The sequence below is a fragment of the Streptomyces sp. NPDC043746 genome (assembly GCF_056436485.1).
The window spans coordinates 231,770-239,423 of sequence record NZ_JBWKCM010000009.1; the positions used below are offsets into that span (position 1 = coordinate 231,770).

The 7,654-nt window shown below is 73.2% G+C and carries 9 protein-coding genes; 4 read left to right on the forward strand and 5 right to left on the reverse strand.

The window, feature by feature from the left end; all coding sequences use genetic code 11:
- Nucleotides 1–24: 24 nt before the first annotated feature.
- Nucleotides 25–651 (reverse strand): YigZ family protein, encoded by a 627-nt coding sequence (locus AC0682_RS13305; RefSeq protein ID WP_478532826.1) that lies wholly within the window; start codon nucleotides 649–651, stop codon nucleotides 25–27.
- Nucleotides 652–726: 75 nt separating this feature from the next.
- On the opposite strand from AC0682_RS13305, the gene AC0682_RS13310 reads away from it, so the two are divergent.
- Both AC0682_RS13310 and AC0682_RS13315 read left to right on the forward strand, forming a co-directional pair.
- Entirely contained in the window at nucleotides 727–1,134 is a 408-nt protein-coding gene (locus tag AC0682_RS13310; RefSeq protein ID WP_478532827.1) for a CoA-binding protein, read from the forward strand.
- A 39-nt stretch (nucleotides 1,135–1,173) separates the two neighbouring features.
- Nucleotides 1,174–2,010, forward strand: coding sequence for an AAC(3) family N-acetyltransferase (locus tag AC0682_RS13315; RefSeq protein WP_478532828.1), 837 nt, complete (start codon nucleotides 1,174–1,176; stop codon nucleotides 2,008–2,010).
- A 31-nt stretch (nucleotides 2,011–2,041) separates the two neighbouring features.
- Here AC0682_RS13315 and AC0682_RS13320 read toward each other — a convergent pair whose 3' ends face one another.
- Complete coding sequence (locus AC0682_RS13320; RefSeq protein ID WP_478532829.1) at nucleotides 2,042–2,809, reverse strand: acyltransferase; 768 nt, start codon at nucleotides 2,807–2,809, stop codon at nucleotides 2,042–2,044.
- Nucleotides 2,810–2,996: 187 nt separating this feature from the next.
- Between AC0682_RS13320 and AC0682_RS13325 the strand changes: the two genes are divergently transcribed.
- On the forward strand, nucleotides 2,997–3,527 hold the full coding sequence (locus AC0682_RS13325; RefSeq protein WP_478532844.1) for a gamma carbonic anhydrase family protein: 531 nt from the start codon (nucleotides 2,997–2,999) through the stop codon (nucleotides 3,525–3,527).
- A 122-nt stretch (nucleotides 3,528–3,649) separates the two neighbouring features.
- Here AC0682_RS13325 and AC0682_RS13330 read toward each other — a convergent pair whose 3' ends face one another.
- Nucleotides 3,650–4,087: a DUF4442 domain-containing protein gene (locus tag AC0682_RS13330; RefSeq protein ID WP_478532845.1), complete on the reverse strand. Its 438-nt coding sequence runs from the start codon at nucleotides 4,085–4,087 to the stop codon at nucleotides 3,650–3,652.
- A gap of 155 nt (nucleotides 4,088–4,242) precedes the next feature.
- Between AC0682_RS13330 and AC0682_RS13335 the strand changes: the two genes are divergently transcribed.
- Nucleotides 4,243–5,370 (forward strand): DUF8017 domain-containing protein, encoded by a 1,128-nt coding sequence (locus tag AC0682_RS13335; protein WP_478532830.1) that lies wholly within the window; start codon nucleotides 4,243–4,245, stop codon nucleotides 5,368–5,370.
- Between the two features lie 90 nt (nucleotides 5,371–5,460).
- On the opposite strand, the gene AC0682_RS13340 is transcribed toward AC0682_RS13335, so the two are convergent.
- Nucleotides 5,461–6,306, reverse strand: a complete 846-nt coding sequence (locus AC0682_RS13340; protein WP_478532832.1) for a spermidine synthase — start codon at nucleotides 6,304–6,306, stop codon at nucleotides 5,461–5,463.
- Nucleotides 6,307–6,378: 72 nt separating this feature from the next.
- A complete protein-coding gene (gene tuf / locus AC0682_RS13345; RefSeq protein ID WP_478532833.1) occupies nucleotides 6,379–7,554 on the reverse strand; it encodes an elongation factor Tu in 1,176 nt (391 codons plus the stop codon).
- Nucleotides 7,555–7,654 lie beyond the last annotated feature (100 nt).

Consider the following 7,654-nt stretch of genomic DNA (forward strand, 5'->3'; position numbering starts at 1 on the left):
CCCCTCACCGCGCGGCGGGGCCGCTCACACGTCCCCGTAGGCCTCGCCGCCCAGCTCCAGGGTGGCGGTCCCGGCGGTGGCGTCGGCCAGCCAGGCGGTGAAGGCGGGGACGTCGGCGTCCGGCAGCCCGATCCCGATGGTCACGGCCTCCGCGTAAGCCACCTCGCGCACGTCCCGGCCGGTGGCCCGCAGGTCGTTCTCCAGCCTGCCCGCCCGCTGGTGGTCGACGCGGACGGTGGCCAGCCGGAAGCGCTGCCGGGTGGTGGTGCCCAGCGCGTCGAGGGCTTCGCCGACCACTCCCCCGTACGCCCGGATCAGTCCGCCCGCCCCGAGCTTGACCCCGCCGTAGTAGCGGGTGACCACCGCCGCGACGTACCGCACCTCCCGGCGCATCAGCATCTGGAGCATCGGGACACCCGCCGTGCCACCCGGTTCGCCGTCGTCGCTGGCCTTCTGTACGGCGGCGTCGGCGCCGACCACGTACGCGAAGCAGTTGTGGGTGGCGGTGGGGTGCTCCTTGCGGACGCGTGCGACGAAGTCCTGCGCCTCCTGTTCGGTGGCGGCGGGGGCGAGCGAGCAGAGGAAGCGCGATCGGTTGATCTCGCTCTCGTGCACACCCGCGCGGGCGACGGTCCGGTACTGCTCCTGCATCCGTCCACCCTATGCGCCGCGCCGGCCGTGGGTTCCCACGGGAATGACGGGGCCACGACCGGCGGTTGTCCCGGCATGGACAACGAGGCAGAGACGATCCGGCGGATTCTCCAGGACACCGGCGACACCTGGGCGGTGGTGGGCCTCTCCACCAACCGCTCCCGCGCCGCCTACGGGGTGGCGGAGGTCCTCCAGCGCTTCGGCAAGCGGATCGTGCCGGTGCACCCCAAGGCCGAGCCGGTGCACGGGGAGCAGGGGTACGCCTCGCTGGCGGAGATCCCGTTCCCGGTGGACGTGGTGGACGTGTTCGTCAACAGCGAGCTGGCGGGCGGGGTCGCGGACGAGGCGGTGGCCGTGGGGGCGAAGGCGGTCTGGTTCCAGCTCGGCGTGGTGGACACGGAGGCGTACGGGCGGACGCGGGCGGCCGGGCTGGAGATGGTCATGGACCGGTGCCCGGCGATCGAGATCCCTCGGCTGGGGTGAGGGTGTGCGGACCGCCCGACGTGGGCAGGGATCCCCGCCGTGAGCGCCCCTCCCGATGCCCTCCCTCCCGGCCGCTCCCCCGGCGCCCTCCTTCCCGACGGTGAGCGGCTGACCGCCGGACTGTCCGCGCTGGGCGTGCGCGTCGGCGAGGTCCTGCTGGTGCACGCCTCCCTGCGGACGGTCGGGCCGACACCGGGCGGGCCGACCACCGTGCTGGCGGCCCTGCGCCGGGCGGTGGGGAGGGAGGGGACACTGGTGGTCCCCTCCTTCACCCCGGAGAACTCGGACACCTCACCGCAGTACCGCGCCCGGGTGCGGGGGCTGGACGCGGCGGCGCGCGAGGCGGTCCGCTCGTCGATGGCCCCGTTCGACCCGGCACTGACCCCGGCCCCCTCGATGGGCGCCCTGGCGGAGACCGTACGGACGGCGGCGGGGGCAGAGCGCAGCGCCCATCCGCAGACCTCCTTCGCCGCACTCGGCCCCGCCGCCGGAAGGCTGCTCGCCGGGCACCGGCCGGACTGCCACCTCGGCGAGGACTCCCCGCTCGCCCGGCTGTACGAGGCCGACGCCCGGGTCCTCCTCCTCGGCACCGGCTACGCCACCTGCACCGCCTTCCACCTGGCCGAGTACCGCACCCCCGCCCCTCCCCTGCGCTCCTACCGCTGCGTGGTGGCACCGGGGGGCGTGCGGCAGTGGTGGGAGTACCAGGATGTCGCCCTGGACGACAGCGACTTCGCGGCCCTGGGCGCGGCCTTCGAACGGGCCGCCGCCCCCGGTGACGTACGGCAGACGCTGGTCGGGTCCGCCCCGTGCAGGCTCGTCCGGTTGCGGGCGGCCGTCGACTTCGCCACCCGGTGGCTGACGGCCCACCGCTGACCCACACCGCTCACGGACCGCCGTCAGCAGGTCACCGGGCGTCCGGTCCCCGCTCCGCCCCCGGCTGCCCCTCCAGCTCGGCGAGCGCCAGCAGCTGTTGCGGGGTGACCCCCTTCGGGATCGGCACGGGGGCCGGTGTGCGCAGCGGCGGCTGCCAGCCGTGCTCCGGGTCCCAGCTCCGTACGACACGGGCGGGCGCCCCCGCGACCACCGCGTGGTCGGGGACCTCGCCGCGCACCACCGCGCCCGCCGCGACCACCACGTTGCGGCCGAGCCGGGCGCCCGGCAGGATCACGGCGCCGGTGCCGATCCAGCAGCCGGGGCCGATCTCGACCGGCTCCATGCGGGGCCACTGCTTGCCCACGGGCTCGTGCGGGTCGTCGTAGCTGTGGTTGGTCGAGGTGATGTAGACGTACGGACCGCAGTACGTGTCCGAGCCGATGGTCACCGTCGTGTCCGCGATCACATGGCTGCCGCGTCCCAGCACCACCCCGTCGCCCAGGGTGAGGATCGGGTCGGGCCCGAGGTCCAGGTCCGGCATCATCCCGGCGGTGAGGGTCACCTGCTCGGCGATGACGCAGTGGCCGCCCAGCTCGATCCACGGCTCCCCGAAGACCGTGCCCTGCGGGAACGCCAGCCGGGTCCCTTCGCCGATCGCGCCGAAGCGCAGCCGGCCGGGGTGCCCGGCGGTGACGGCGCCCGCCTCCCGCGCCCACTCCCACCCGCGGTGGACCAGCCAGGAGGCGGCGCTGCGGCGCCGGCGGGCGAGGGAGGAGAACGTGTTGCGGTTTTTCGGCACGGGCTCACGGTAGTCGGCGCGACGGGCGGCGATCGGTGCGGTGACCTGTGATGTTCACCCCACCCCCGGCACGTGCGGTGGGCCGTCGCCTACCGTGGCAGACGGCCCGATCCCGATCGAAGGCCCCCGTCGCATCACCACCAGGAGCACCACCCCCGAGCAGCACCGGACCACCGAGGAGCAGGCCATGGCGGAGCAGGCGTTGATCACGGGCATGGGCGGCAAGGAGCCGGTCATCGACGCGGACGCGTTCGTGGCCCCGACCTCCGTGGTCATCGGAGAGGTCGCCATGGCTCCCGGTTCCAGCGTCTGGTACCAGGCCGTGCTGCGCGCCGACTGCGGTCCCATCACCCTCGGCCCGGACAGCAACATCCAGGACAACTGCAGCGTCCACACCGACCCCGGCTTCCCGCTCACCGTGGGCGCCCGCGTCTCGGTCGGCCACAACGCGGTCCTGCACGGCTGTGTCATCGAGGACGACGTGCTGGTGGGAATGGGTGCCACGGTGCTCAACGGCGCGCACATCGGCGCCGGCTCCCTGGTGGCGGCGCAGGCTCTCGTACCGCAGGGGATGCGGGTGCCGCCCGGGTCGCTGGTCGCGGGCGTGCCCGCCAAGGTCAAGCGGCCGCTGACGGCGCAGGAGCTGGAGGGCATCCGGTTCAACGCGGCCGGTTACGTGGAGCTGGCCAAGGCCCACCGCGCGGCGCACGAGGGCTGAGCACCGAGCCCGGCCGGGCGGATCTCCACCTGCCGGCGCCCCCGGACACGGACATACCGGAGGCCGCCGCTCCCTCCCCGACCGGAGGGGGCGACGGCCCCGGGAACGTACGCCCGCAGGCGTCAGCTGTTGGGGCGCAGGGTCCAGACGACGGTCATCTCACCGGTGACCGCGCCGTCCGCGCGCCGGATCTCGACGGCGACCGGGAACTCGGGGCGCTCCCCGGCGTCGAGCTGGGCCACGACGTCGGCGATCGGGCGGCCGAGGGTGGCGGTCGCGGTGACCTCGCCCATGGCGAGCTTCTTGTAGCCGATCTCGGCCCTGACGGCGAGCGGCACGGCCCGGGACAGCTGGTCCCCGAAGGCGGCGATGACGATGGCTCCACTGGCGGACTCGGCGAGCGTGAACATCGCTCCGGCGTGCGGTCCGCCGACGTGGTTGTGGTAGTCCGCCTGGTCCGGCAGCCGGACGACCGCCCGCTCGGGCGTCGTCTCCAGGAATGCGAGGTTGAGGGTCCGGGCCATCGGAACGGTCGCGACGAGCATCTCGCCCACGGTCATCTGTTCAGCGCTCATGGACCGAAGGTTACTCATGAGTAGCGATGTTTGGCCATCCCCCTGTGATCTTTGGCCGCCCCCCTGTTACGGCACCGGGACAGCACTGGGACAGGGGCGGGCGTGGCAGCGCACACGCCACCCATCTATGGTTACTGGCCATGTGGCCAGGACAGCAGCCGCCCGGGGGCGAGCAGAACCCGCAGGACCCGAATCAGAACCCGTACCAGCAGCCGGGGTACCAGCAGCCGAATCCCTATCAGCAACCGGGATATCCGCAGCAGGGCCAGCAGCCCGGGCAGCAGCCGGGACAGCCCGGCGCGCCCGGATACCCGCCGGGGCAGCCCGGCTACGGACAGCCGGGTTACGGGCAGCCGGGGTACGGCCAGCCCAATCCGTACCAGCAGCCGACCGTCCCGCAGTACGCCGTCGGAGGTTCGCCCGGCGGACCGAAGCCGGACGGCGACAAGAAGAAGACGACCGTCATCGCCATCGTGGCGGCGACCGCCGTCGTGGTCGCCGCGGCCGTCACCGGCGTCGTCCTGCTGACCGGCAACGACGACGACAAGAGCAAGGACGTCGCGGACGACAAGAAGTCCGCCGCACCCAGCGCGGAGCCGAGCACCTCGGAGGAGCCCAGCTCCGCGCCGGTGGAGAACCCGCGGGGCGCCGAGAACGACCCCAAGCCCCTCGTCCCGGGGTGGAAGGTCGTCACCAACCCCAAGTGGGGCACGCAGTTCGACGTGCCCGGTGACTGGGAGGTCTCCAGCTCGGGTGTGTTCGCCGGCTTCGAGGACGCCAAGGACCCCACGGGCAAGCCCGCCGCCGGTTTCTCGGCGCCCGCGTACTACAAGAGCAAGTGGTGCGTCGACGACTCCGACAAGGACGGCCGCGACGAGGAGACCGCGCTGGCCGGCGTCGGTACGAAGGGCGCGCGCGGGGCGAAGACCTCCGACGAGGCCGCGAAGGCCGAGGCGGGCACCTGGGTGTGGGCCGCCTACGCCCAGACCGACTCGAAGGACAAGGTCAAGGTCGGTGACCCCAAGCCGTTCACGACGCAGTCGGGTCTCTCCGGCAGCGTCGTGACCGCGACCGCGACCGATCTGTCCAAGAAGAAGAAGTGCGACACCGACGGCAAGTCGATCGCCTTCTCCTTCAAGAACGGCAACGACGAGTTCTCGACCTGGATCCTCTACGCCCCCAAGGGCGTGGACGGGGAGCTGCCGGACACCACCATCCAGCAGATCCTGAGCACGGTCCGCCTGTCCGCCGACAAGCCGACCGGCTGACACTCCCCACCTCTGCCGGCGGCACCGCCCGCGCGGCCCGCCCCGGGAACGCTGTCCCCCGGAGCGGGCCGCGCGGGCGTCCGTCCGCACTCAGCCGATGGTGAAGGCCCCGTCCGGTGGTTCCGGCGAGGCGACCGCCTCCGCGTCCGGCACCGGGCGCGCCCCGTCGACGAGCCGGGCCAGCGCGTCCCCGTCGGTGACCCGGGCCGGAAAGGCGTCGGCGGCGCAGCGGCGGGTGAGCGGTGCCGTGTCGACCGGGGCGTGCGAGGCGAGCAGCACGACGTTGCCGAAGCGCCGCCCGCGCAGCACGGCCGGTTCACCGACCAGGGCGAGCCCGGCGAAGGCCGTGGCGAAGTTGGCGAGTTGGGACCGGAGGAACGCGAAGGGCGCGCTGTCCGCCAGGTTCGCGGCGTAGATCCCGTCGGGCCGCAGCACCCGTGCGGCGGCCCGCGCGTACTCCACCGAAGTGAGGTGGGCCGGGACCCGGGAGCCGCCGAAGACGTCCGCGACGACGAGGTCGGCCGAGGCCGGCGGGGCCGCCTCCAGCCGTTCCCGGGCGTCGTCGGCGTGCACGGTGATGCCGCTGTCGTCGGGCAGCGGAAGATGGTCCCGTACCAGCCGCAGCAGCCCTCGGTCCGCCTCGATCACCTCCTGCCGCGAGCCGGGGCGGGTGGCCGCGACGTAGCGTGGCAGGGTCATCGCCCCGCCACCGAGGTGCAGGACGTCCAGCGGGGCGCCTACGGGTGCCGCGCAGTCCAGGACATGCGCGAGACGCCGTACGTACTCGAATTCCAGGTGCGAGGGATCGTCGAGGTCCACGTAGGACTGGGGTGCGTCGTCGACCGTGAGCAGCCAGGCCCGGTCGCGGTCCACATCGGGCAGCAGCCGGGCGGTGCCGCAGTCGACGTCGCGGATGACGGGTATCGGCTCGTTCACCCCTCCATTGTCGCCTCCCGCACGGTGCCGCCCGCCACCCCGGACCGAGGGGTGGCGGGCGGCGGGCGCTCCTCAGAGCAGGCCGGTGACCGTGCCCGCGCCGACCGTGCGGCCGCCCTCGCGGATCGCGAAGCCGAGGCCGGACTCCAGCGGGACGTCACGGCCCAGCTCCACGGTCATGGTGACCGTATCGCCGGGGCGCGCGAGGCCTCCCTCCCCGAGGTCGACGTCCCCGACGACGTCCGCCGTGCGGATGTAGAACTGCGGCCGGTAGCCGGTGGTGACCGGGGTCGACCGGCCGCCCTCCTTCGCCGACAGGACGTACACCTGCGCGGTGAACCGACGGCTGGGCGTGACGCTGCCGGGCGCGGCCACGACATGGCCCCGGCGGACCCGGTCGCGCTCCACGCCGCGCAGCAGCAGCGCCACGTTGTCCCCGGCCTCGGCCGACTCCATCGGCTTGCCGAAGGTCTCCAGCCCGGTGACGACCGTCTCGACGTCCGCGCCCAGCACCTGGACCCTGTCCCCGACGCGCACGGTGCCGCGCTCGACGGCGCCGGTGACGACCGTGCCCCGGCCGGTGATGGTCAGGACGTTCTCCACGGAGAGCAGGAACGGTGCGTCGGTGTAGCGCACCGGCATCGGTACGTACGTGTCGACGGCGTCCAGCAGCCCTTCGACCGCCGCCGTCCAACGTGGGTCGCCCTCCAGCGCCTTGAGCCCGGAGACCCGGACCACGGGGACGGTGTCACCGCCGTACCCGTGCGCGGAGAGCAGCTCGCGGACCTCCAGCTCGACCAGGTCGGTCAGCTCGGGGTCGCCCGCGTCGGCCTTGTTGAGCGCCACGACGATGTGGTCGACGCCCACTTGGCGGGCCAGCAGGACGTGCTCGGCGGTCTGCGGCATGATCCCGTCGAGCGCGGAGACGACGAGGATCGCCCCGTCGAGCTGCGCCGCTCCCGTGACCATGTTCTTGATGTAGTCGGCGTGGCCGGGCATGTCGACGTGCGCGTAGTGGCGGGTGTCGGTCTCGTACTCGACGTGCGCGATGTTGATGGTGATCCCGCGCTGGGCCTCCTCCGGGGCCCGGTCGATCCGGTCGAACGACACGTAGGAGGTGGAGCCGGGGCCCCGCTCGCTGAGGACCTTGGTGATGGCGGCGGTGAGGGTGGTCTTGCCGTGGTCGACGTGGCCCATGGTGCCGATGTTGAGGTGCGGCTTGGTGCGTACGTATGCCGTCTTGGACATGGCGCGTCCTACCTTTCAAGACGTGGGTCCGCTCCGGTCATTCGTAAGATCGGAGGGCCCGGGGGTTCTGGGTATGGCTGGCATGGCGGAGACCGCTCGA